26 protein-coding genes and 1 CRISPR repeat array are annotated in these 23099 nt (G+C 40.5%); of the genes, 10 read left to right on the forward strand and 16 right to left on the reverse strand.

The genetic code is table 11. The features are described 5' to 3' along the window. Window positions 1-30: 30 nt before the first annotated feature. Window positions 31-363 carry a hypothetical protein gene (locus tag KJB35_RS01485; RefSeq protein ID WP_285469090.1) on the reverse strand — a complete coding sequence of 111 codons (333 nt, stop codon included), beginning with the start codon at window positions 361-363 and terminating at the stop codon, window positions 31-33. 72 nt (window positions 364-435) lie between these two features. Next, window positions 436-1056, reverse strand: coding sequence for a hypothetical protein (locus KJB35_RS01490; RefSeq protein WP_285469091.1), 621 nt, complete (start codon window positions 1054-1056; stop codon window positions 436-438). A gap of 483 nt (window positions 1057-1539) precedes the next feature. Between KJB35_RS01490 and KJB35_RS01495 the strand changes: the two genes are divergently transcribed. Both KJB35_RS01495 and KJB35_RS01500 read left to right on the forward strand, forming a co-directional pair. Then, a complete protein-coding gene (locus KJB35_RS01495; RefSeq protein ID WP_285469092.1) occupies window positions 1540-1884 on the forward strand; it encodes a hypothetical protein in 345 nt (114 codons plus the stop codon). 145 nt (window positions 1885-2029) lie between these two features. Further along, the gene (locus KJB35_RS01500; RefSeq protein WP_306309399.1) at window positions 2030-2401 is read left to right on the forward strand and encodes a zf-TFIIB domain-containing protein; all 372 of its coding nucleotides are present in this window, start codon (window positions 2030-2032) and stop codon (window positions 2399-2401) included. Window positions 2402-2456: 55 nt separating this feature from the next. On the opposite strand, the gene KJB35_RS01505 is transcribed toward KJB35_RS01500, so the two are convergent. Genes KJB35_RS01505 through KJB35_RS01520 form a run of 4 tightly spaced genes read right to left on the reverse strand, consistent with a single transcriptional unit; the run spans window position 2457 to window position 4112 of the window. Then, window positions 2457-2780 (reverse strand): hypothetical protein, encoded by a 324-nt coding sequence (locus KJB35_RS01505; RefSeq protein ID WP_285469094.1) that lies wholly within the window; start codon window positions 2778-2780, stop codon window positions 2457-2459. A 2-nt stretch (window positions 2781-2782) separates the two neighbouring features. Beyond that, window positions 2783-3271 (reverse strand): hypothetical protein, encoded by a 489-nt coding sequence (locus KJB35_RS01510; protein WP_285469095.1) that lies wholly within the window; start codon window positions 3269-3271, stop codon window positions 2783-2785. An 8-nt stretch (window positions 3272-3279) separates the two neighbouring features. Continuing rightward, on the reverse strand, window positions 3280-3726 hold the full coding sequence (locus KJB35_RS01515; protein WP_285469096.1) for a hypothetical protein: 447 nt from the start codon (window positions 3724-3726) through the stop codon (window positions 3280-3282). Then, complete coding sequence (locus KJB35_RS01520) at window positions 3723-4112, reverse strand: hypothetical protein (protein WP_285469097.1); 390 nt, start codon at window positions 4110-4112, stop codon at window positions 3723-3725. The genes KJB35_RS01515 and KJB35_RS01520 overlap by 4 nt, the downstream gene beginning before the upstream one ends. 141 nt (window positions 4113-4253) lie before the next feature. On the opposite strand from KJB35_RS01520, the gene KJB35_RS01525 reads away from it, so the two are divergent. The 4 genes from KJB35_RS01525 (at window position 4254) to KJB35_RS01540 (ending at window position 8484) form a co-directional block, all read left to right on the forward strand. Then, on the forward strand, window positions 4254-5954 hold the full coding sequence (locus KJB35_RS01525) for an ATP-binding protein (RefSeq protein ID WP_285469098.1): 1701 nt from the start codon (window positions 4254-4256) through the stop codon (window positions 5952-5954). A 62-nt stretch (window positions 5955-6016) separates the two neighbouring features. Continuing rightward, window positions 6017-7690 carry a phosphoadenosine phosphosulfate reductase family protein gene (locus KJB35_RS01530; protein WP_285469099.1) on the forward strand — a complete coding sequence of 558 codons (1674 nt, stop codon included), beginning with the start codon at window positions 6017-6019 and terminating at the stop codon, window positions 7688-7690. 443 nt (window positions 7691-8133) lie between these two features. Then, window positions 8134-8277 carry a hypothetical protein gene (locus KJB35_RS01535; RefSeq protein WP_285469100.1) on the forward strand — a complete coding sequence of 48 codons (144 nt, stop codon included), beginning with the start codon at window positions 8134-8136 and terminating at the stop codon, window positions 8275-8277. 9 nt (window positions 8278-8286) lie between these two features. Continuing rightward, complete coding sequence (locus KJB35_RS01540; protein WP_285469101.1) at window positions 8287-8484, forward strand: hypothetical protein; 198 nt, start codon at window positions 8287-8289, stop codon at window positions 8482-8484. 28 nt (window positions 8485-8512) lie between these two features. Here KJB35_RS01540 and KJB35_RS01545 read toward each other — a convergent pair whose 3' ends face one another. Continuing rightward, window positions 8513-9193 (reverse strand): ATP-grasp domain-containing protein, encoded by a 681-nt coding sequence (locus tag KJB35_RS01545; protein WP_285469102.1) that lies wholly within the window; start codon window positions 9191-9193, stop codon window positions 8513-8515. A 47-nt stretch (window positions 9194-9240) separates the two neighbouring features. Continuing rightward, entirely contained in the window at window positions 9241-9888 is a 648-nt protein-coding gene (locus KJB35_RS01550) for a hypothetical protein (RefSeq protein WP_285469103.1), read from the reverse strand. A gap of 228 nt (window positions 9889-10116) precedes the next feature. On the opposite strand from KJB35_RS01550, the gene dnaB reads away from it, so the two are divergent. Next, on the forward strand, window positions 10117-11505 hold the full coding sequence (dnaB, locus tag KJB35_RS01555; protein WP_285469104.1) for a replicative DNA helicase: 1389 nt from the start codon (window positions 10117-10119) through the stop codon (window positions 11503-11505). Between the two features lie 108 nt (window positions 11506-11613). Here the strand turns inward: dnaB and KJB35_RS01560 are convergent, their stop codons facing one another. The 7 genes from KJB35_RS01560 to cas3f form a co-directional block, all read right to left on the reverse strand. Then, window positions 11614-12636 carry a hypothetical protein gene (locus tag KJB35_RS01560; protein WP_285469105.1) on the reverse strand — a complete coding sequence of 341 codons (1023 nt, stop codon included), beginning with the start codon at window positions 12634-12636 and terminating at the stop codon, window positions 11614-11616. Window positions 12637-12734: 98 nt separating this feature from the next. After that, on the reverse strand, window positions 12735-13193 hold the full coding sequence (locus tag KJB35_RS01565) for a hypothetical protein (protein WP_285469106.1): 459 nt from the start codon (window positions 13191-13193) through the stop codon (window positions 12735-12737). A gap of 29 nt (window positions 13194-13222) precedes the next feature. Next, a CRISPR array of direct repeats spans window positions 13223-13967; the repeat unit is 26 nt; unit sequence TTTAAGCTGCCTGCGCGGCAGTGAAC. A 130-nt stretch (window positions 13968-14097) separates the two neighbouring features. Then, the gene (gene cas6f, locus KJB35_RS01570; RefSeq protein ID WP_285469107.1) at window positions 14098-14652 is read right to left on the reverse strand and encodes a type I-F CRISPR-associated endoribonuclease Cas6/Csy4; all 555 of its coding nucleotides are present in this window, start codon (window positions 14650-14652) and stop codon (window positions 14098-14100) included. After that, complete coding sequence (gene csy3, locus KJB35_RS01575; RefSeq protein WP_285469108.1) at window positions 14652-15638, reverse strand: type I-F CRISPR-associated protein Csy3; 987 nt, start codon at window positions 15636-15638, stop codon at window positions 14652-14654. Before csy3 ends, cas6f begins: the two co-directional genes overlap by 1 nt. 9 nt (window positions 15639-15647) lie before the next feature. Then, window positions 15648-16571, reverse strand: coding sequence for a type I-F CRISPR-associated protein Csy2 (gene csy2 / locus KJB35_RS01580; RefSeq protein WP_285469109.1), 924 nt, complete (start codon window positions 16569-16571; stop codon window positions 15648-15650). Beyond that, complete coding sequence (gene csy1 / locus KJB35_RS01585) at window positions 16571-17857, reverse strand: type I-F CRISPR-associated protein Csy1 (RefSeq protein WP_285469110.1); 1287 nt, start codon at window positions 17855-17857, stop codon at window positions 16571-16573. The genes csy2 and csy1 overlap by 1 nt, the downstream gene beginning before the upstream one ends. Window positions 17858-17942: 85 nt before the next feature. Beyond that, on the reverse strand, window positions 17943-20894 hold the full coding sequence (gene cas3f, locus KJB35_RS01590; RefSeq protein WP_285469111.1) for a type I-F CRISPR-associated helicase Cas3f: 2952 nt from the start codon (window positions 20892-20894) through the stop codon (window positions 17943-17945). Between the two features lie 114 nt (window positions 20895-21008). On the opposite strand from cas3f, the gene KJB35_RS01595 reads away from it, so the two are divergent. From KJB35_RS01595 to KJB35_RS01605, 3 genes are all read left to right on the forward strand, one after another. Then, the gene (locus tag KJB35_RS01595) at window positions 21009-21428 is read left to right on the forward strand and encodes a hypothetical protein (RefSeq protein ID WP_285469112.1); all 420 of its coding nucleotides are present in this window, start codon (window positions 21009-21011) and stop codon (window positions 21426-21428) included. Continuing rightward, window positions 21421-22239 carry a hypothetical protein gene (locus tag KJB35_RS01600; protein ID WP_285469113.1) on the forward strand — a complete coding sequence of 273 codons (819 nt, stop codon included), beginning with the start codon at window positions 21421-21423 and terminating at the stop codon, window positions 22237-22239. Before KJB35_RS01595 ends, KJB35_RS01600 begins: the two co-directional genes overlap by 8 nt. 89 nt (window positions 22240-22328) lie before the next feature. Then, window positions 22329-22679 (forward strand): hypothetical protein, encoded by a 351-nt coding sequence (locus KJB35_RS01605; RefSeq protein ID WP_285469114.1) that lies wholly within the window; start codon window positions 22329-22331, stop codon window positions 22677-22679. Between the two features lie 51 nt (window positions 22680-22730). Here KJB35_RS01605 and KJB35_RS01610 read toward each other — a convergent pair whose 3' ends face one another. Beyond that, on the reverse strand, window positions 22731-23048 hold the full coding sequence (locus KJB35_RS01610) for a hypothetical protein (RefSeq protein WP_285469115.1): 318 nt from the start codon (window positions 23046-23048) through the stop codon (window positions 22731-22733). Window positions 23049-23099 lie beyond the last annotated feature (51 nt).

Here is a 23099-nt window from a genome sequence, read left to right on the forward strand (position 1 = left end):
TAATCTCTATTCTTTGCGTTGATGTTGAGCCTATCGTCTTCCTGAGACGATATTTGCTTGGACATTAAATAATTCTTCGTTTAACTCATCGATGCTTAAATGCTCACTGTACTTGCCAGTAAATGTTGTTACATCTCTGGCTGAAGTACCATTTGCTGACATTTGAAAAACACAATGCTCAAGCTTGTCTGATTTTGTTATGTAGGTGACTATGATGTGGCTATCCGGAGTGAGCCACAATCCTGCATCAAACAGGTCAGGGAAATTAATATTCCTTAAAGCTTCAACTGAACTAATTAACCAAGGCACAAGGGCTCTGTGTTTTGTATTGATAAAGTCTATTAGTGCTTGTTCGTTTCGCATTTGAGGTTACTCAAGGTATATCGATATTTCGATAGTCTAACACTCTAGTAAGCAAACAAAACAGCAAATACCTTACCAAGAGCGTTTGCGATCACGCTTATTGGCTTTACGGAGTTCACGAAGTCCACGTGCTCTACCAATGTGTGATGACTTAATTCGAATAGAGTCACCAAACCTTCTTGGGTAGGAGGTAAATGTAGTGAAGTGTCCATCAGTATCAATAAAACAAAGGCCGCTATCTCTAAGGGATGTCAGGTAGGTATTTGGACGCTCACCGAAATTTGAGGCAATCGAAAATAGACGGATAGCTTTTTTTAGGGTCGAGGTGCGAAACAAAGGCTGACTGAAACTAGCGTTGTTCGTATAGATGCGGTAATCCGTGTTCTTTGTTCTTTCAGATACCTCGTTCTTCTTCCATGCTGCATAAACTTTTCGAGGAAGCACCTCTTTGAATGGATTAATGCAACGTGCATTTCGCATTTCAAAGTTGTTGTATCTCTTTGCTCGCTCTTCTGTCTTGAATAAATAGCCAGCTTTCACTTCTTTGATGCATCCATTTGAAAGCATTACTTTACAATATTTGTTGAAGTCAAAATCAATCAACTGAACCTTTTCGATCTTAAGGTCATTTGTTGATAAATAAAGAAACGGATGGTGGGCGACGACAAGGTGTGAATGGATATTCTTATTCATTGGGTAACTCTAATTTTTTATAGACTTCAATTGTAAGCGTGTACCGTTAACTATCAAGCGTTTTTTATATAAATTCGCAGCCATAATGCCACAAAAATGCTTGAACATTTGATAGGTATTGATATAGTTCACACCAAGACCAACATGGTACGCGCTTAAATCCACTTTGGTCTCTTATCTCACTCGGTATGAGAAAATCAAAGAGCAAAAAAGGCTTATTGACCTCTAGGTTAATAAGCCTTTTTTTGTGCTACAAGAACGCAAACGCATCCCTCAAAATTGATGATGACACTGAAGTGCCAGATTGTTTTTCTTTTAAAAACTGAAAAATAACTAGACCAAAAAACCTTGCATGTCAAGTTTTAAGTGTGATTCGTATCACAAAATATAACTAACTCTGTTGATTTTTACGAATTCTCCTGTAGAATTTTTAACATCTTGTCATGAATGTGCCAAGATATTCACTTAAATAGGAGCTCAAATATGAGGAAACATAAATATGAAAACTTAGAAACAAACAAGAAGAACTCAATTAACAAAGGCTACGCAATCTTCGTCTTTTTGCATTGTCTATGCTACACACTTTCGGGTGGGTATTTAGGCTTTGAGAATCAGATAAGCTTGGGTGTTTTCAAACTTTGCCTTTGCTATCTAAAGTTTAAAGTATCCAGAACTCTCAATGTTATTGCCCTTAAGATTGCAGTTTTGTCTGCAAGAATAAGTGGTGACAGTTTTACTCTTTCAAAGATTAAAAGTGACATAAATAGAGAAGCTCGCGAAAGACTTGAAATCAAAGAAAGCAATGAAATTAGTATTGTTAACTATTAGCTATTGCGAATTGAGCATTTAGACTCGCACACCACCTGCTTTTGTAGGTGGTGCGAGCCTGCACATCATTAGTTCTGTATAATGGACAAATCGTTTTTCAGGTTTTGAATGCCTGAAATTAATTTCAATTAAGAAAGAGTTAATGATGAAATGTCCAAAGTGCTATGCAGCATTTGAGCAAGTACAAACACCTTTAGGCGATCTGGAGCGTTGTTCCGGTTGTAAAGGTCTGTGGTTAGACTATCATGAAATCGAAGACCTAAAACCAATTGCAGACGCTATTGATATTGGGTGCGAAGGCGTAGGCAAAACGCTAAACAATGTAGACCGAATTTCTTGTCCAATTTGTCCGAACAACAATTTGCTGCGAATGGTCGATCCAAAGCAGCCTCACATTTGGTATGAAAGCTGTCCAACTTGTAAAGGACGCTTTTATGACGCAGGAGAGTTTAAAGATCTTGCCAAAGTGGACTTGTTCGATTTCTTTAAGAGGTTTTCAATTAAAGAACGATATTAGATTCAAATTGGAAAGCAAAGCACCACATAGAGCGGTGCTTTGGTACAAACAACAGTTAATCGACAAAAACCTTACCTATGCTCGAAATCTCAGGAATTGAGTTTGGAGTGTCATCGATAAAAAAAGCGATTTCATCTACTGGAAAACCTACACGCTCCAGATAAGGCAATTTTTGCTCACCTTCAGTGAAGACCACATCTTCCTTAGCCCAATCTTGGTAGATTTGGACATTTGTAGGGTCGCTTTCGCTGCGTGATGTACACAGTACACAAGAGAAACCAGCTTTAGTGAATGTATTGCGAACAGACACAAAAGTTCGTCTGTCTAAGCTCCATGTATCATCAAAATCAAAAATAATTATGCCACGGCCAGAGCTCATGATTACCAGTTCCCTTGAGTCACTTGATGCACCTTGGGCATATTTGGATCTGTCGAACACAGCGTAATTGATTCAATTCTTTCTAATATTTCTTGGTCAGAGTCTTCAAAGTGCATTACAAACTTTAGAGATGCAGACTGGAAGTTCTCCTTGAACACTTCATCTATAGGAAGATTAAAGTTGTGATCGTAGCAGTACTCATCTCGAACATCTTGAATGTCAGTATTAAAGTAACATACTGCTTTTGAGTGGTTAGACTTTTCATCAATCTCCAATAGTATCTGAGATATCTCAAGAATGTAGTCTGCGTTCACATTACTGAAAGTCATTAGGCTGTCTTCACCTTTTACAGCGCTTAGGCACAGCCCTTGTAAGTCTGCTTCAAGAGTTCCACTTTGTGATGGATTAAGCTTTATTTCAAGCTTAAGTGTTTTGATTACATCTAGCTCATTCGGTAAGTAGATGTGTTTGTTCAAATGAATGTTAGGCATAACTGGTTTTACGATTGTTTTAGAGTTTTTGATAGCAGCTGGACAGCTTTGTCGTCGCAGCTCATATGGAAAACAGTTGAAGAGACGTTTGGTGGCATGAATGCTTGAATATCAATCGGTAACTCAATAATTAGAGCTTGCCCTAGACGTGTATAAGGCTCTTTCTGTTTTTTGTTGCTTGCCTTAATAAGGAGGCTGTTGAAATCAAATGATTCTAACCTTTGTTTGAGTAACTCTGCCTTTAAAGTCTCTAGATTATGGCGACACGCAGAAACAAAACTCTTAACGTTCAGGCATTGATCTATCGTAAGTCCGATGTTGCCGAGCTTTTCGTTAAGGTCACGTCTTAGTGCTTCTTCTCTAAATGGCTCTAAGACCTTATCTCCGTCTTTTGTTATATCTTCAGCAACCGAACAAAGGCAATCTGCATCTTGCAGTAACGCTAAATCTATCATTTACATTGATCTTTAATGATGAGTCTTGAGTCAAAGGCGCTTAGGTCTGAATGAATTAACTCTAGCTGACTTTCGAGAGATGCTTTTGAAGCTTCAAGGTTTTCTTTAATTATAGATTTGGCTAAATCCAAAGCCTTCGGAAGATCCGCCTCATCAAGAATAAAAGCAGAGCGCTGGTTGTTCATTAGGCACTTTTGGAATCCAATTTCTGGTAGTTGTGAGTACTCAACTGAATCAACCGTGAATTTCTTCTTAGTTGACTTACTGACAGTTACATCTCGCTTAACGGTTATATGGTAAGGCATTTCACCAAGTCCCATCACCTTAGGGATGACGATAGATATTTTGATAACCTTATCGCCAAATCGAATTTCGTTAGTGCACATAGATTCCTCCGTTTCTGTAATAATGCCACATGAGCGAAGTGAGTGGAAGGTTTTTTGTGTTTTTAAAAACACTTGACTGGTGGTTGCTAAGTGGTACTATGTACCTCGGTTAAAGAAACACACTACACAGGTATAATTAATATGTTCTCACAATCTCTAGATACTAATGCAGAAGTCCTTCCAATTATCCAACAAGCTCATGCTCTGACATCTTGGCGTCAAAGCGGGTTTAGTTTTCCAGCTTCAGTTGGCGAGTTGGTAGATAACTCCATTGAGGCAGGTGCATCTAAAATCGCATGTTATTTTTACAAAGGTTCAGATGGCCTAATTGAGGAGATTGCGACTTCAGATAACGGTTCTGGGATGAGTGAGTCTGTGCTTCATGGATACCCTGTGATTGGTCGCTCTACTCGTTATGGTTCTGTAAGCGGTATTGGTAAGTTTGGAATGGGCGCAAAACTAGGTGCGCTTACGTACTGTAAGAAGTTTGTAGTTTACTCACGCGAAAAAGGTGAAGACTCGTTCCGAAAAGTGGAGTTTGATCTTGAATTGGCTATGGAGCTTGAGCAGGACGGGCGTTCAGGAGAGATTGGTGTACACAGACCTGTTGTTGTCGAAACCCTTCCTGAAAAGTATAACAACATCGTAAATGAAGATACTCGAACGCTTGTTGTTTGGTGTAAAGTCGATAAATTGCAAGCAGGTAAGCGCCCTGATAGTGATATTCAAATAAGTGAAAATCTTATTTCCGAGGTAGGTCGAATTTTTCGATACTTCATTTACAATGGTGTTGAGATTGAGGTAAATGGCAACAAGGTTGAGTTTTTCGACCCTATTATGCAACTTCAAGGGTCGCAACAGGATCGTATCCTAACGACGTACTACAACCCCGAGTCTAAATTTTTAAATCATTATCCAGCTACTTCTTACCTCAAGGATATTGAGATCTGTCGTCTTGGTGATGAGGTAGCAACTTTAAGCGTCGTGTTGTACCCGAAAGAGGTTTTGCGAAAAGCAGGTATGGGTGGTGACCGTTTGGCTAAAGCACTACGAGTACCTGATAATAAAGGGAGAATTAGCTTTGTTCGTAACGGACGTGAGATTTCCTACACACATGTACCTAAGATTTTTGGGCGAGCGGTATTACCTGCTGACCGATTTATTGGTGTTGAGGTTAAATTCACTCCTGTCTTTGATGAATTTTTCGGTGTCCGCCATGTAAAACGCGGTGTAGAGCCATTCGATATTGTAAGAAAAGAAATTCGTGAGCACATGCAGAACATCCTCCCTGTACTGGCTTCGGCAATTCAAACTCAATGGCACGGTGGTGAGTCAATTGACTTCGATGAAGTTGAAAAGATTGTCCAGAAGGCTAACTCTATTATGCTTCATGCAGAGCATGAGAATGGTGTGTTGACAGAGCAAGAACGAGCAACACAACGTGACGCATTGATGGAATTAGCGAAAGAAATCGGCGTGGATGACTTAGAGGGTTTTGCAGAGAAGAAATTGGGTAAGCCTTATGTGATTGAGGTTATCGATTCAATCCATAACGATTTCTTAGACTTCCGTTTTATGGATAATCAAGTGCATATCGGCGTGAATCGAAATCATCTAATGTACAAAGAAGTGTGGGAACCTCTTTATACAATTTCAAAACAGAATGCTAATTCTGTCGCGTTGTTAAACCCAGTTGAGACGGCAAATATTGCCCTTAATGCATTGAACATCATGTTGGTGTGCATGGCAAAGACTAAGTCCTTAGAGGGTATCTCTGAGTTTGATAAGTTTGTAAAAGGGTGGGGCTTGAACATGGATCGCTTCTTGCGCCAAGTAAAATAACCTAAAGACAATTCTTCGACGGGTTGGTTGCCCGTCGTCAAAACAACTACACAGGTACGGGTATGAGTATTTTTGAAAAGACACTAAAAGCAATTAACAAGCCTAAAGGTGCTCCTGAGAAGACTTTGGCTGCTATTCAGAGAATGCGGGGGCACTTCTTAAGCGGGGTTCGCGTGCCGTGTATGATGTACTCTGGAGGGAAGGATAGTTCTGTCTCCCAAAGTATGGCCTTGGTAGCTTGGAAGATGGCTTGTGATGAGATGCCTCGGCTTAAAAAAGTGCCTTTTATTATCGTATCTGTAAATACATTAAGTGAGCAACCTGTAAAACAAAGCTATCTTGGGGATGAGTTTGCAGCCTGTGTCCAATTTGCTGAAGAAAATGGATTTACGCTGAAGATTGAGAAGCCTATGCCGACTGTAGGAAATCGTTGGGCAGGGAAGGTAGTTACTGGTGTGTACCGAAATTTTTCAACCGAAACTTCGCGAGATCACAAATGTGCGGTTATTTGGAAAATTGACCCTGCAACTCGTTGTTTGCGAAAGTGGGAGTCTGTGATTAAAGATATGGGTCTTAGAATGCTACAGATCGTGGGTTCCAGACATGATGAAAGTCAGTCTCGCGCAGAGTCTCTAGATAGATTTAAGGCAAACGGCTACAGCATTGTGCCTCCTTCGGGTGCCGTAAAATATGACACCATTTATCCAGTTTATGATTTTACTAAAGATGATATTTGGGATTACCTGTTGTTCGCTGAGAATGAGACAGGTGCTAAATTTCCAGCAATCAAGGATGGTTTTGATGGCACTATCTCACTATACAATGACCTAAGTGGTGGTGAGTGTAGCTTTGATCAGAGCGGCAGTTCTTCTTGCAGCGGCTCGCGAGACGGGTGCTGGTTGTGTTTCGCTTCCAATGCGCCGATGATTGACGAGTCTCTGGTTAAAACAAACCCACATGTATCTCCTCTTGCGGAGTTTCGTAGGTTTATGCTTGAAAACGACAGGAATGCTAATCTTAGAAACTATATTCAAACCACGATGGATAAAGGCAAGTTATTTGTAAAATATAACCCCAATGGATTGTGTGGGAGTTACTTGCTTAAGATTTTAGAGATTGGTTTGACGATTCAGCAGCGGGAATTAGAGAGAGCTGCTTTAGTTGCGAAGCAATTAAAAGAAGGGACTTACATAAACACTGGCGGTAAAGTGCTTGATAAGCCAACTTTTGAGATTTTTAGACCCGAAGATATCCTCTTTATTGATTTGCAGTGGGGGATGAGAGGAATGCAGTTAGAGCCTCACGCTGCACTAAAGGCTTATAAAAGAATTGTTCTAGATGGAGAGAGGGTTGATATTCCAAAAGGGTACGTTTTGGACAAACCTTTTTCGAAAAATTTAGACATTCAAGGGAAAATCTTTTTAGGAGATGTTCAGGTAGCTGAAAATTTGGAGCTAGACGATTGTCATATTAACGATGGCGGATGGGATGCTGACATTGACCTGTGTAAATCTATCTTATCCAAAGAGGTTCTTGAGGATTGGTTGTCTAAAGAAACTTCATTCATTGGTGCTATTCAACGCATTTTAGATAGCGGAGCAATTACGGTTCCTAAATCTCAAATAAAGGCCGTAAACCTGAGAGTTGAAAATGTTAAAAAGATCTACAGTAGCGGCTTAAACAAAACGGCATATGATGGAGGTACGATTAACTATAATGATGAAAAAGTGGCCTAACAGAATTGAAAACTGTGATTTAAGTATCATTATTTGAAATTTATGTGGCATAATGGCAAAATAATTGAAAACAAAGCAAGGAGTCAAAATGTTTAAGTTATTTTCTGTACACACATACTCAGGCGTTAGCGTTAAGAATACTCCATATAACTGGGTTAACAATCCAGTCTCTAGTTGGGGGCAGCTTTTTCTGCCAGTAGTTTAAGCCTCATTTCGCATCAAGAATTATAGAACCTTGGTTCGGCACTATCGCATACCAAGGTTTTTTTATAGCTGCTATTTAATGTTTTCAAAAACTATTGACTTGTGCATTTGTATCACTATAATGCTCATAACGCTTAACCATATAAGGTTGAACCATGATTAAGAATAACTCGGGTAAACAATTGAAATATAAAGTTTAATGTCGGGCATTTTGCCTGATACCAATTTGGAGATGGCAGATGACTGTTTTAGATTTATTAACTCTGGTACTAGATCGCGGAGGCGGTTTAGGAACTGTTTTGTTCGTTGTTTTGTTATTGCGTGTTCGAGTCACTGTTACTTGGACTCGTGCGCAAGGCTTACGTTTAGGTTTGCGGCTATAGGAGGGGGAGATGGAGCTGTTTGATGTGTTTGGTTATACGATATTGATAGTAAAGTGGCTTCCGCTGATCTTAATCTCTTGCGGTAATCTAATGCTGAAGCACAATTCATTCGGTAGCATTCGCATAGGGGATATCGACGCTAGAGATGATGTTAGAGTTGCATTCCAGTTCCCTGCGAGTAAACCATTTATTGACTTCAAATATTAAAGGCTCTTCAATGAAAGAGCCTTTTTTCTTAGATCTTATTGAGAGTTTGCCATCTAGCGAGCAGAAACTTGTAGTATTGAGCATCGCTGATGCCTTTATATCGGCCTATCCCAAATGCGTCGTTCATTTCAAGAAAGATTGTTTTCCTTTCTTTAGTAATTGCCCAGTCAAAAGCGTATGTGTCAGTCTGGTATCCGCTCTGCTTAAGGATTGAGGTTGCATTGAGGACTGAAGCCGTATCAAGGATTTCATCGTCATCATAGTCCCCAGTATACTGACATATTGAGGTCAGCTTTCCTTCGGTTACGTACGCTCTGAATTCACTTCTTATATCTACTTCTTCTGATAGCCAAAGCGGCTCTTTCGGGTCTAGGCTGCTGATTAGTGTGTACCCTTCATTCTGAGTGAACAACTGACCAGTGAATGATTTCCACTTGTGACGAGGTTTTGCAAAAACCCTATTACCTTGAGCGATTTCTTGCAAAACTGTTGTTGCAGTTCCTTCCCAAACTTTACGATGAAGAAATTCACTTAGTTGAGAAGGGTAGTAGTTAGGGTTTGGTAGTGTTAACCCTTTTGATTCAAGAACCATACGTACTCCTTCTACACTTCCAACAAATAAGTCGTGTTCTGGAGGATTGCTTAAATCTTTCTCTTCTATGTATTGATAAGGAATGCTGTCGTAGATAGCGTGATTTAGAACAGCCATTTCTTCTTTCCCGATGCGACCAGATCCTTGATATCTTTGAAGCAAAATCAAGCTGCTATCTCCAGTGGAACTTCATCAAGTGCTACAGACGTTAACAGCGACGAATGTAGTCGATCTAGAATTGACTCTCTTACGCTTGGGGTTGAGATTTTCAAATTGCTTGAAAGCTCAATGAGTTCAAATAGAAAAGTACAAGCATAGACAAGTTCTTGTCGCCAGATTTCTAGTGCAATCCTTGGGCATTGCTTATTGGCATATTTCGCAGGAACCGAATCTAGTATGCATTGATAATTTATCGATTTAGGCAGCGGATACCTTTCACTTTCAAACCAATGCTCAGTTGGCATATCTTTGACACTTCCAGCGTGATCTAGCGATCCGAAAATTATTTCCTCAGCATGGGACGTCAGGGTGTCAACAAACTTAGAGAGTGAATTTGTTGGATGCCTTATTGTAAACTCTTTGATTGTAGAGCTGTGTGAGGCACGTAAATCAGGTGAATACTCTTCGTAGCCTATAGCAATTGAAACTTCATTATCCTTATGCAGTTCCCACTTTGAAATTACATTGTTTACTGCATCGTCAAAAAAAATCTCACCAAGCGTCTCTGAGGTTTCAACCCCTTCTGTGAGAAAGCTGTTGCATATTGTCCCTTGGTACTTTATTAGTTCCCCAACGAGCTGAAGTTTGAACATTATTAATTCCGTAGCTAATGACTCGACTAATTTTCATTGTTGCATAAAGGCAAAGCTCCTTCAATTTATTTGTGGCATCATTGCTATGGTTGAATGCTGACCATATAAACAGTGTTTAGGGTGATTTGTATTGAATAACAGAGTGACTTTAGGTATTGTGCCACACCTAAATGATTGGCTATATAAAAATCGCCAACAATGAAAAAATACTTAAAGTGAGTTACATAGATGCAATTACCGCGCACCCAAGATCCTCAAGTAGAGGCGATTAAGCAGCCCCCTTATTCGTTTGAGGCTGAGCAGTCAGTTATAGGTGGCTTAATGCTCGATAACGAAAAGTGGGATGAAGTTTCAGATAAAGTCTGTAAGGAAGACTTTTACTCCCGCTCACATCGATGTATTTTTGCAGCTTGTAAAGAGATTTTTGAAAGTAACAACCCATTGGACATGATTACGCTTTCGGAGACTCTTGACAGCAAGGATCAGCTGGAAGATTGCGGAGGGTTTGCTTATCTAACAGATCTAGCGAAAAACACGCCTAGCGCTGCAAATATCAATGCGTATGCTGAGATTGTCCGAGAGCGTTCTGTCGTGCGTAATCTAATTGGTGTGGCAAACGAGATTGCAGATGCGGGGTACAATCCTGAAGGGCGTAATTCACAAGATCTTATTGATTTGGCTGAAAGCAAAGTTTTTGCGATTGCAGAAGGTCGAACAAATAAAGATGAGTCCCCACGCCCAGTAGAGGATATCTTGGAAGCGACCTTAGGTCGAATTGAAGAGTTATATCAAACTCCACAAGATGGTGTGACTGGTCTTGATACGGGATTTGACGAACTCAACCAAAAAACAGCTGGGCTACAGGGTTCAGATCTTATTATTGTTGCTGCTCGACCTTCTATGGGTAAAACTACCTTTGCGGTGAATATGTGTGAAAATGTAGCTTTTGATGACTCTAAATCTACTGATAAACCTGTTCTAATTTTCTCTTTGGAAATGCCTGCTGAGCAGTTAATGATGCGTATGCTAGCATCTCAAGCTCGTGTCGATCAGACTAAAATTAGAACAGGTCAGCTTGAGGATGGGGATTGGGCTCGTGTATCAGCTGCTATGGGTAAAATCATGAATAAGAAGAATTTATACATAGATGATAGCTCAGGTCTGACGCCCACCGAGGTAAGGTCGCGTGCTCGCCGTCTTGCTCGTGAACACGGTGGACTATCTATGATTATGGTGGATTATCTCCAGCTTATGCGTGTGCCAGCTCTATCCGATAATCGTACACTTGAAATTGCTGAGATATCACGCTCCTTAAAGGCTTTGGCAAAAGAACTTAATATCCCCGTTGTGGCGCTATCTCAGTTGAACCGTTCACTTGAGCAGCGTGCCGACAAGCGTCCTGTGAACTCAGATTTGCGTGAATCTGGCTCTATTGAACAAGATGCTGACTTGATTATGTTTTTGTACCGCGATGAAGTTTATCATCCAGACTCTGAACATAAAGGTCTAGCAGAGATTATTATTGGTAAGCAACGTAATGGCCCAATTGGTAGCTGTCGAGTTGCGTTTAAAGGTCAATACTCACGATTTGAGAATGTTCATACTCCAACTTTTTGAGGTTCTTCATGAAGTGCGGTACTAATTTCCATCTATCGAACTTGGAATTGGCATAATGTTTAAGGGAGCCGCTGTGGCTCCCTTAAGTGTATGTTCAGGTTTGGATGTTTAGCTTTTATCAGAGCCTTGAGTGTATGGCTGACCTTCACCAACTAGGGTTTCTTTTACCAGAACGAAACGTTCTCCAATTGGAATGCTTGAAAACTCACCTTTGTAATAACGCTCTGATGTAAATTGTCGTATGTGTTCACTTCTTACGTGGGTACTTACTTTATGACTGTCTGATTTGTCTTGAGGGCGGCTGAATACATACTTATTACTAGCGTTCCCAAGCTCTTTCAAAAGTCCCATGTGTTTAGGGGATAAACATCCTTTTGGCACCCCAGTTCTGAAATACTTGTTGTCGGTTACTTTGTTGTAAATAAACATTGCGGCGATAAGCCTTAACATTGTTAATTGGAGCAAGATGTCATCTTTATCTAGCTCATAAGCATCGGATGAGGAAAGTCCGAAAATCTCATTATAGAGCGTTCTGTCAAAGTGTTTGATTGGGGTGTTGAGGATTGTAGGTAGCTTTGATACAGGGAATCCAGAAAACGTATGTGCTATCCCATTTTCACTTCTTGTTGGAATTATCATTCGGATGAACTGTTCATTTTCGTAAGCTGGGTCTGACGACGTATCTAAAATTGATTCAATCTTGGAGTCGGGAAGAGCTAACCCCTCTTTCATGAACTGGATGACTTTTGTTTTATATTCGTCAGGCGTGCAGATCGAGATTAAGCAAGGTAACAGATCTAAATTGCCTGATTTAGCTACATTCGGTAGGGATAGTGTGAATGTTTTAAATGGGAAGTAGCCAATAGTCGCAATCTTTGCTGTGAACTCTAGGTTCATAAGTTTGTTGATGGTGTATTGATCTTCGATAAAGACAATGTTTTTGTCGCTTTTAAGGAAATCGTACTCGCAAGCCATAATGCTAAAGTTCAAAGTGTGCAGGATTGAGTTAGAACCTAAATTTCTTGCGAAATGACTCAATTGCAGGTGTAGCATTTCAGGGAGACTTATTTTTTCTTTCTTTGCGACCTTAGTTGCCAAGTCCAATGTAGAGGTATAGCTTTTAAATTTCATTTCTTGTTAACATCCATCTCAAACATGGTGTTAACTATATCGCTCAAACGATAGGTTGCCAAGGGGATAGGTTTTAAAATCTTTGTTATTGGGCACATCTAGAAACTCAAATTCCTGATGCGTTCACTTTTTAAAATTGAGTTTCTTCGAGTGAACCAAAGTGAAGTTGATAGTACAGCTGCTGCTACTGCTGTTATCCCAACAACGAAAAAGGTTCCAAATGCTGGCACGAGTAACAACATGGCCTCATCCTGCATTCCGCCTCTATAGGATTCTTTGTAAGCAAGCAATCCGAATACAATCGAATTTATTACAGATGCTGGAGCGACAGACGTGGTTATTGTTAGCCTTAAATAGGAAGTTCCTTCAGGTGAAATGTTGTTTATATCAATTGGCTTAATTGTGGCAATAAGTCCTACAAGCGGTGCCCACAGGAAAAGCACTAATGCAAATGCAATATCCACAAGGTTGGTAAATGGCATGACTGTGCAAACAAAGGTTGCTGCGATTGCTAACGCTGACAAAAATAGCATTGATAATGAAGATGATGATTTCATAAATTTCTCTGTGTTGAAGGCGTTGTAATTTTTATCTGCCTGTTCGGCAGTGAACTCAGAAGATGGTCGTCACCAAGACACGTTAGAAATTTAAGCTGCCTGCGCGGCAGTGAACTGGTTTCATACTTAAATCTAAAGCCTTTGAACAATTTAAGCTGCCTGTGCGGCAGTGAACGCGGTTTTGGTCAAATGATGATGGAGTCTATTAATTTAAGCTGCCTGCGCGGCAGTGAACGCCAATCACTCGTTTTTCCGTAGCACCGATGTTACTTTAAGCTGCCTGCGCGGCAGTGAACAGTACTGGCTTCCGCTTCTCGCTAGATTTTCAATTTAAGCTGCCTGTGTGGCAGTGAACTTCTAACTGCTCGAACGCTTTATCTTGCTCTTAATTTAAGCTACCTGCGCGGCAGTGACCTCAAGCTACAGAAGCCCTGACTTCGTTTATGATTGCAAGCTGCCTGCGCGGCAGTGAACGACATTGTTTGTGCGTGGGTCTGTGACCTTTTAATTTAAGCTGCCTGCGCGGCAGTGAACCTTTGAACTCAGCCATTTTGTGTACGTTGGACACTTTAAGCTGCCTGCGCGGCAGTGAATCTAACCTTTTAAAATACCTTTGCCTCATGACTATTTTAAGCTGCCTGTTCGGCAGTGAACCGCGACACATTTGAAGTTTTGAATGATGCCAAACTTTAAGCTACCTGCGCGGCAGTGAACAACTCTACAAAGAAGATATTAAAAATATTGATACTTTAAGCTGCCTGCGCGGCAGTGAACTGTTAGCTTTTCTCGTTAATAGGTTGATTTAACGTAATATCGCTCGTATTTTAGCGTATTACCTTTTTTGTTCGTTAAATAAATATCACTAAACAAATCAATTGTCTACCCGTACTCCATATGAGATGGGTTAAAACCAAGGGATTGTTTGGGATTTGCTTAATCCATAGGTTGAAACATCTCCTGTTGAAGGTTTGTCAACAATGTCTCCGTGTTTAATAAACAGCTTAATGGGGTTACCATTAGAATGACTTCTTGTGTTTATAAAAGGCAAATCTAACACCTTCCTTTTTGAGTCTGGAATCTTTTGAAGAGCCTCTTCTTCAGTAAGCCACCCTTTTTTCACTGATCGACGGCGTAGAGCTGCTGGAGATTTAGGAGTCACTCTAAAAACAGTTCTGTAGCCTGCAATTTGCTTTGGAACTTCTTTTAGTAGAGAGCAGTTAATGTAATCTTTGAATGCGTCTGTCCACCCAGTACTCATTAGATCTTGAAGTGCGTCAAGGCTACCGTGAAGCCTTAGGGTATTTCCAATATTGGAAGTGTGCTCAGGAAAACTGATAGCGACGCTCTTTTCTTTGGTATTAACTAAAGCAATGTGCAACTGAGAGTAGAGCTTACTCATTAATATGCCTAAGTTAAGGTTCTTGTTTTCAAGTAACTTGATGTCGATAAAGTAGTTCATCACTTGCTCGCCCCAAAAACTCCACCTCGGATTAGCATTGCCACGAAGTAATGTTTTTGGTTTTCTGTAATTTCTTCACCTTTGACGATCCAACGCGTTAGAAGTGAGTAGAAATCTTGCTTCTGTTTAGGGTTTCGATTTGCGACACCTTGGTTAGTCACACTCCCATATACCTCGACGGCTATTGGGGCTGAACCATCTTCATACCAGTTATCAATGGAGCGGATAGCGTTGCCTATTTTCTGAGAATGCATCGCGGCCTGACCATCGATTTCATAAAGAACTTTTGAGTTGTTCGAACTGTCTTTGTCGAGTAACAACTCTTGCGATGGGAAGACTGGCTGACCTTTGCCCAGTTTTACGAAAGCAGTCACATCTATCAGAAGATGCTCTTCTTGTGTAAATGCTTTTTCAACAAGCTTAGAAAAGCTTAGCAGGTCTTTGTCACTAGATTCGAAGACTTCCAGTGAATGTTTGTGAGCATCAAATGTAAAGTCTTTGCCTTGAGTGCTGACATTGATGATTATTGAATCTGCGCCAATTCGGTTGTTCCATAGGAATCGACCATTGGCAACGTTAATTGCGTAACGTTTTGCAAGTTCAGAAAATCCATACTCTTTCTTGTAAGTTTCAACTTTTGACTTTAATGCAATCAAGAAGTCTTGGTTGTTGCAAGCTGAAGGTTCAGTGATGCCTCCTAGAAACTTTAATGTGAATTCAAGTTTTAGAGTGTCGTGGGAGAATGGTAGTGATGTTGCATCAACTGTTTGCAAGTTTGCTTTGCAGACTTCCGCGTCAAGGTTATCCGCTTTTGCACCTTTGATTTCGTTCGAAATTGTTCCTCGAACAGACTTCTCTTTGATGATGAGCGGCAAGTGTGTTTTCGGCTCTTTGATTTCAGACCATTTGCACGATGACATAATGGCATCAGAAGGTGACATCTTTGAGCGGAAAGATAGGTTCGAAGGTCGAGTAATTTTTGACATGTTGATTTCCTAAAAGTCTAATTCTTCGTCTGCCGAGTTAAATTTGTGTGTTTGGCATAAATAAAAAGGGTGATTTGAGTAATAGTGCCACATCAGTTCGTCAATAGAATCAAGTCGACTTGGTGTACGTAGCCATTCACCTAATGTGTGAATTGGTTCAACGAAAGTGAGCGGCGTGAATTCGTCTCTTGAATTTTCGATCTCACCACCTTCAAAGATTCGCGTCAGCGCTTTAAATCCAACTTGGATTGGAACAATGTAGCCATCGCTTTTGTTTGTTTGAAGCCAATTGATTCGGGCATCGGCAGACACTTGGGTGCTTGGTATTAACGAGGTTTCAGCCTTGTATTCTGTTGTTGTTGTTCCGATTATTGCTTCAAGTTTTGACATGCCTTTTGATGTTTTTTCTATCAAAAGATCAGATTTCTCTATCAAGCACGCAAAAGGCAATAAGGGTCTAAGCAGTTCCTTATGGCAATTTGTTGATATTGAATAACAATCATCAATCTTTACGACATTGCCACCAGCAAGCGTCATTGTCTGCGCTAGATTTTTAATCTCCTCACATTGGCGCTCACAGTTAATTTGATCTGTCTTGTCGAGTCCTGTGGCTCGAACTACAAGAGACACCGTTAGATTCATCATTCCTTCCTCATTAACAGGAGAAGGCTCTCCTTTACTTGTTGGAGGGGTGCGTTTTTGAGAAAAACGATAATGATCAAAATAACTTTTTCGATGTGCTATCACTTTGTGTTTGTGACACAAGATGCCCACATCGGTAAGTGAAATTCCCTCTGTAGGTTCGAGCTTACGAGAAATTGCGTGTGCAAAACCAAGAAATGCTGTCACTGAAGGAAAGCCGTAACAAATTCCGGAGATGCAGTTTGCTGCTTGTACGCTTATGTTTTTAAGTATGACGAAATCATTTGTCATTACTTTAATCTCCTTAGGGCATTCTTCATATCTTTGCTCCATCCGTACGCTTCTGATTCGCCCAGTGTGTAAGCGTCTCCTGCGAGTTTGTTAACTTTTGAAAGAAGCCAAAGCGAGAAATCTTGAGATACTTCTGAAGCCCAATCCCCGTAGTATTCATTGCGATGTCTTTCGTTGATCCAAGCGAGTTGGCTTGGCGGGATACCTTCAAACTCTAAACCTTCTTTTATTTTAAAAGACCATTCGAATGAGATAGATATAACCGCATCAACGATTGAGTCTGTTGCTTTTTGAATCTTCTTTGATAACTCTTTGTTTACCTGTCCTTTTCGCTTTGCGGTGGCATAGAGCCTCGTCAGCTCCTTAACGTAAGGAAATGCTGAAGAGTTAACTTGTTTTGATTCAAAGATAGAGCCATTTATTGAACGCGAGTCCGAACTCTCAACTTGCGGTGGGGTGCATGGTAGGAAATAGTTAATCCCGCCACGTTTTGAATTCAAATAAGAAACGTTCTGTGGTTTTGAGCCACCTAACTTAAGAGCTCCGAGCGAATGAAAATTCACAAGTGCCTTGTCGTGATGCTTGCCTTCTCGTCGTGCTTTTCTGATCTCTTTCATTTCTTCGCTGTAGCGAGAATGGTTAATCGTTTCGCTTAACTTATGTACGATTGCCAAAGGGTAGAGTGGAGCAAGTATGGTGTAGCTTCCATCATCATTTGGAAAATATACCTGTCGAGCCAAGTGGTGGCTTTTTAGGTCATTATAGTTAAACGCACCTTTAAGAAGACTCATCCAGTGCTCAAGTTGATCTTTGGATTGTGCGAGTTCACTTAGGGGCGAGCTATCGTTATCTAGGATGTACTCTTTTAGAGTTTTCTTCTTCGAATCTGTCAAAAACAGAAGCCTACCGATAGAAAAGGCAGCCGCATTACCGCCTATATCTACAGGCAGGTCGGGTGTTGAATCGGTATCTAAATAGCGTTCGTCTATTTCAAAGTTTGGGTTCGCGATGTTAGCACCATTAGCAGAAGAGTTTGGGTAGCTAGAGGTGTGCGTGCAAATTCTGATTTGAGAAATTTTGGTTAGTTCATTATCCAGCCAGTTATGTGGCAAAAAATCGCTTTGTAATGAATGTAACTTCTCGGTAAAACCTTGTTCGATGGTGTCAATGGTATCGATATTGGCTTTACTTATTGCGACTTCGCGTTCCTTCTTGAGCTTTTCTTGCTTTGGGAGATGGCGCTCGGCGATGAAATCTTTGATACTTTTAGTAAGTGTTGCAGTCATTATCTTGCTGTTTCTTATCTGAGCCAATTAGGCATTAATCGGCTCGGATTGTGGCATTATTACAAACGATTATCAAGATTAGAAATCAACTTTTTCCAAGCCTAACCCCAAGCCACGGGCTGTACACAAATCCCTTATGGATATTGTATTCGGGTAGTGAGACCATTCCAAAATGTCTATGAGTGTCTTCAGGTGTGAGCTCAAACCTATTTTCGAGATGTTTCATACAGAGACCTACGTCAGTTGGGTAACCCCATACAGAGACTGAATTGTGTGCTGCTTCCTTATGCAATAGCTTAATCAACGGCGTCTTAACTAGTTGACGATTCGCTTTATCTATTTGATAGAACTCAAGCGAGTCATTGGGCTCTTTTCGATGGAGGCAGAATTCGATTTGTCTCGAACCATTTCTGAAAGGGCTTATCATTTGAAGCTCTCCAAACATCGTCGAACAAGGGGTTGTAGCCCATGGGGTTACATAGTCTCGGACAGATAGGTTTGTCGCTAGATGTTCAAGTTCTACGATTCCGGCTGCTTTGCCATTTCTGATGAGTGACTTTTTGGGAGGTTCAATGTTACGCACAGATGCGTCTAACCTTTTTAACCATGAGTGATTGTAAGGGCTATTACTTAGGCATTTGTCTTGTAGAACTAGGCATTTAGCATGTCCACCATTTTTGGTCAGTCTAAAAGACTTTTCTGATTCGAATCCGGGTCTTGAATAGGCAATTTCTTCCCCTTTAATAGCTTTAATGTTTCGATCTAAAACAAATATATTTGCTGTATTAACAGGTATTTCTCTGTGTCTTTGCACGCGACCAGAAGTTTGAATAATTGAGCGAGAGGAACTTGGTTCAATGATTGCCCAGTCGTAATCATGATCGCGACCGACTTCAGCAACAGGGCTTGCAACAACGATGAACACATGGTGTTTTTCTGGGGTGGTGGTAAGAGCTGTTTCCACAATCTCATTTGTAAATACTTCTTCAGGTGAGGTTTTGCTTCTCTTTAATAGCGAATCGAGGTTCTTTTCGATTTCTGAACGAACAAAGAGAGGGTGCTGACTGTGATAGAAGCAGTAGTGAATTCTAGTGTTGTCTGGCGATGGAATTAGCAGTAACTGTTCTGCAATTTCTGTTAAAGGTTGAATATTCGCAATCCTCACAATGCCAGCGGAAACAGTTTTAGATGCGTATACACCAGTGCTACATATAGTCTTATGCTCTTTAGATAGTTCACATGCTTTGTTGTGAATGAGTTCTGCAAGGTGCTCGAATAAGTGTTTTGGCTCCTTCAAAGACGAAGTATCAAGCCAAGAGCCTAACTTTGACGTGGATTTGATGGAGGTGATATTTGCGCTCTTAGTTTCGGCAAAACTCTGGAATGCTGACTTTACGCTCTCCATGTCGGTTGCGCCTATCCACTTTGTTGAGAATTCATCAAAGAATCCAGTTTGGATTGCTCCGGCAGGCAGACCGTTGTATTCGTTGAAGGCTTTTCTTCCTTGATAATAGCAAAGGAATAAACTCGCTACGATTGAAGGTGGGATTGTGGCTGATGAGATTAGAACCTTTGAGCCCATTAGCCCTGCAAAGTAGACCAATCTTGATAATGCGGGTGTATCTTCAAGTGAGTAGTCGTCAACCTCATCAAGTATTAGATCACTATTTAGCAATCTAAGGAGAGGTGCGATTTGTTTACCACCCGAGATCCCTTCAGATGCACCAATGAGTTGGTCTACTGTGCTGACCGTTATAGGGGCTTTTATCAGCTTTGTTATTTTAGGGTCATTATGTAGTAGGCCAGATATCTCTTCTACGTGGGAGGTCTGGTAGATCACGCTAGAGTCTGCAATCAAAGGTGATGAAGACTCACTACCAGTCTCTATTGATTGGTTTGATTCAGGTAATAAACCTCCGATAATCGTTGCAATTTCATCATCTTTTAGCGAAAGGGATTCCTTCAAGTTATCGCTCGTTTGAATTGTTAGTGAGCGAAGTCCTAATGCCACGCTGTATCGAGCGCCATTAGATGATATTGATAAACCTTGCATGATCTGTGCGTTGGCGTATGTCTTTCCAGTTCCCGTAGATGCAATATTTACGCCAAAAAATCCAAATTCATTGGCTTTTTTAGACATATCACATGCTAAGTTGTAAGCATTGTCTTGCCATAAAAAATGCTTAGGCGTATCTGCTTTGGGAATTATCGATCTCAGCTTCAGTTTTTTGGCCGTACTGCTTAATTCAGCTATTTGCTGGGCTGCATCTATTGAGTTACGTGAAACTCCAATGCAATGTTCATCCAAATGTTGCTTTAGGCATCCTTGTGAATCGGTGTTAGCGTATACATTGTACTCGGCGGAATGGGTTGATGAGTTCGCCTCAGAGCTTGAGTAAGCGTGATCGGCTAGCATCAGTGTTAGGCGAGCCATGTGAACATGAAACGAGTTAAGAACGCTCTTATTATCAAGTAACTTAAGATCGATTAAGCATTGTTTGGAGACTTTTTTTGCTTCTTGTCTCCAAGTTGGGCTCATAAACGGAGAACCATGTTTAAAACGAAGGTTTTCTTTGTACTCGCGTTCACCGAAGCAATCTTTGGTGTGATTAAGAGAGTTCCAGCTTGAATCTAGTTTAGATGACAGCCAGTTTTCGGCATTCGATATATCGTTGTTTCGGTGAAGGTTGTCTTTGGGTAAATGGTGGTGTGAGAGAATTAGCCAAGAGACAAGTTTTGCAAGTGGAGCCTTGCTAGCTTTGGAGAAATCCAGCCCCTCATTTTGTCCAATGGAAGTTACTTTTCTATCTAATTCCGTAAAAGATTCCGAGGATAAATCACTTAACCATTCGGTGTCAGTTTTTCCATCAACAAGATTCAAAAACATCTGTGCGGATAGCCATTCGTGACGGTATGGCTCCGAGCCTTTCCCGATTTTTAGTTTCTTTTGAAATAGTTGATTGCCCTTCCCGAAGTCATGAAATAAGCCAGCAAGAGATGCAGCGTGAGCGTAGTTTGGGGTTTTATTTGTAGGCATTTAATTAAAGCAACATGCTAACTTAGTAGCATAAAGCCCTTGATAGTAAAAAGATGGCCACGTATTATCCACAACCGAGGTAATAATGCCACAATCTTAGTGAAGAACATTCTGATGGATAAAGTCAAAGCTAATGTCGTAACATCAAACAGAAAGGCGGCTTTAGAAAAAATCAAAGAAATTCTGAGAGTTGGCGATGTAGAAGCTCAATTCCAACACAGATGTAGGGATTACCATAGTTCTGAAAAATTTATAGTCACTTGGGTTGCAAACTGGCAAGGTTATGCAGCCGAGTACAAGCTCTCTCTTACGGAAAATATGTACAGAGTAATGAGCGGTTATGAATGCATTTATGGAGTTGCCAATCTCTTTAATGAGCATCAATTCTCTGGTTACCAAAGTGTTGAGCGGGGGCTTTTGGAAGTGGGCTTAAAGCTATGCGCGAATAAAAGCCAAAAAAACGATTTCTTTGAAGAGTTTGCCGTCCCATACAATAACCGTCTAAAACAGAAACAGGAAAGTAATAATGATTAACTGTATTGAATACGCAAACAAAAGGGAAAGTGAATTCTTATCCACTCTAAAGAGCAATGTGGAAGAGGGGACTCATGAGTATGAGATAGGTAAGCAGATTTGGAAGAATGTCACAGGCAAAGGGAATGCATTCTTTTTCCTTTGTAATGACATGAATTATAGAAAAGCAAACAAGGTTGTTACTGAGTCGTATGGCAAAAGTAATCCGGAACTGTTAAAGCCATTTAATGAGTTAGACCTAAAGGGGATTACAGAGTCCTTCGTTGAAGTGGGCTTTGCAATTTATGGCGTCGAGTTTACTCCTGACTTACATGACGATATGGAAGAAACTTTCTTTTATTCAAAGCAGGAAGGAAGCGAAGATGAAGAAGATTTTTACAACATCTATAACGGTGAACTGATTAAATCGGAAAGTGCTCTAAAGACAATCTGTGAAAAGTACGATCTAGACTATCATCGTATTCTGTCTAACCGATTTTCTGTACCACATGGGAAACCTTTTGAGTTTGTGATTGAAACGGATGAAGATGGCAATGAGGTTCGAGATATTTGCAATGCAGAGTATCAATCATCTCGTGGGGATGTACCACACCCTCACACAGGTAAGGAAGGGTTCGATCCTCTTTATCATGTGCACCGCATTGTACGTGGCGTTGGTGACATTGGCTTCTTTGATGTTCGCAACATGAATGTTAGTGATGGGGCGTTGAGAGACTCTCTTCTTGATATTGCTAAAGAGCGTCCTGACTTGATGGCGGAAGCTCGTAAAAGGGCTCTAAAGAAGGAAATTGAAGAGTTAGAAGCTAGATAATAAAGACTAAGCAGTCGTAATGGGATCTATTTCTTGACTAGAAATACAAATGTGGCACTATAGCTAAAACACTACAAATTAGGCTTGATATGATCCCTTTACCGCTAAACGTTTATATCGATACATCTGAGTACAACTTTACTCTAACTGAGAAGAAAGGTTTTCAACGCTACCTTCCAGTAATGGGAGAAGACTCTAGCTTTCTTTTTAAGGTGGATGTAAACAATAAAGATTGTCGCCTCGGCTTCAAATCACTTGTAAAGCACATCAATATAGAAGATTACTCAGAAGAAGAATTGAACAGGTTTGCAAGGGGAGAAGGTCTTAAACTGCAAAGCGTTAAGGAGAGTAGTGATTGGAAGGCTAAGATGGCAGCAATTATTTTCAAAACAGACTTTGCTTTTGGTTTAGATCTTCGTGAATTAAATCGACCAAATTAGATTCAAGCCAAATAAAACCTCTAGCCTATCCAAGGTCTAGAGGTTCAACATTTACCAAATTCCTTTCTTTTTCAGTTCATGGTAAATACTCCAGCCAAGATCGCTTTCCAACATGCTAATTTGCCCATTAGAATCAGGATTGATTGCTTGCCCTAAGATGGCGCATGTTAGCATTACTGATGCCGTCATGCCTTCCATAACTCCAGTCTTAAATTCTTGAGTAGGAATCCACTCCTCAATGAAGTCAACAGCTGCATCAATGGATGTTATTTTCTCGATTTCGCGGAGGTGTGTTGCTTGTTTTCGATAAAGGCTCTGTTGTTCTGCCAATAGAATCTTGTAGTCTTTTAAATTCTCGTTAGTCGACATTTTGTCCTCTAAAAAAAGCGCGTTACATTAGCAAGGCGCTTTCGTTTCTTT

The organism is Vibrio sp. D431a, assembly GCF_030248655.1.
Taxonomy (GTDB): Bacteria; Pseudomonadota; Gammaproteobacteria; order Enterobacterales; family Vibrionaceae; genus Vibrio; species Vibrio alginolyticus.